1 protein-coding gene is annotated in these 1317 nt (G+C 72.6%); it reads left to right on the top strand.

Annotated elements, in window-relative coordinates; translation table 11 throughout:
* Positions 1-188: 188 nt before the first annotated feature.
* Positions 189-1317 (top strand): IS4 family transposase (locus U9977_RS26740; protein WP_322752039.1); only part of this gene is annotated, 1129 nt, incomplete at its 3' end.

The raw sequence follows: 1317 nt of genomic DNA, 5'->3' as shown, positions 1-1317 counted from the left end.
GATGACGTCCATCGCGTAGTGATCGTTGCCGATGTGTTGTGTTCGTCGTTCTATTCGCGGTTCCGGTTCCGGCCCGCGTGGGGCGGCGGGGTTTGCGGGGTCGCAGCTGACCCGCCGGGTACGGCCCATAAGAAAGCTCCTGGTACGACGTGGGTTGCGAAGACCAACCGTCGAAACCAGGAGCTCCTGTGTCCAAGTCTGTCACGTCCTCGCCGCCCGAGTCGTTACGGGATGTGGTACTTGCTGGCCCGGGCGCCGGCGTAGGCGCGCACGTGGTGGGGGCCGCGCCGCTGGCGGTGGTGGTCAAGCCCGGGCAGGTGCGCGCGGCGGCGGCGACCGTGGGGCACACCGACTCCCGCCGGACGGCGCTGACCGGGGCGGCGACCACCGTGCTGGTGCTCGGGCTGTGCCTGTTCTTCGGCGAGGGCGCCCCGACCGTGCTGGCCCGGCTGTGGCCGCACCTGGTCGCGTTCAACCCGGTGACGGCGTTCGGCGGCCCGGTGACCGCGGCGGCGTTGTCCCAGGCCAGGGCCCGACTGCCCGCCGCCGTGCTACGCGCGGTGTTCGAAGCCGGCGCCCAGCTGGCTGACGCGTGCCCGCAGATCCTGGGCCTGCGCGTGTTCGGGCTGGTGGTGACGGCCACGGACGGGACGGTGTTCGACGCACCGGCCGCGGACGGGGTCGCCGAGCGGTTCGCGACCCCGTCCGGGGGCCGGTTCCCACAGGTCCGCGTCGTCACCCTCGTGGTGTGCGGGACCCGCCGGGTCCTCGCCGCCGTCCTCGACTCGTGCGCGGTGTCCGAGCAGGCGCTCTGGGACCGGCTCGTCGAGCAACTCCGGCCAGGCACCCTGAACCTCGCCGACCGGAACTTCTTCTCGATGGCCCGCTGGCTGGCAGCGTCCGCGACCGGGGCGCAGCTGGCGTGGCGGGTCAAGAACGGCCACCACAGCCTGCCCGCGACCGTGATCCGGACCTTGCCGGACGGCTCACAGCTGCTGCGGCTGCGCGAGTCCGACGCGATGCTCGCCCTGCGCCGCGCGAGGACCGGCGACCGGAAGGCGCCCCGGTTTCCTGACACGGTCACCCGCCTCGTCGAGTTCCGGGTGACCACCACCGACCAGGCTGGCGCGTCCACCACCAGCCGGTTCCGGGTACTGACCACCCTGCTCGACCACGTCGCCCACCCCGCCGCCGAGGTCGCGGCCTGCTATGCGCAGCGCTGGCAGGTCGAACTCACCTACAAGACCATGAAGTCGACGCTGCGCGGCCCGGGCCGCCGGCTGCGCGGCGAGTCCGCGAACCTGGTCGAACAGGAGA

It is taken from the genome of Protofrankia sp. Cas8 (assembly GCF_963555845.1).
Taxonomy (GTDB): domain Bacteria; phylum Actinomycetota; class Actinomycetes; order Frankiales; family Frankiaceae; genus Protofrankia.
Note: the sequence above shows the minus strand (reverse complement) of the source record. Positions and strands in the feature narration are given on the sequence as shown.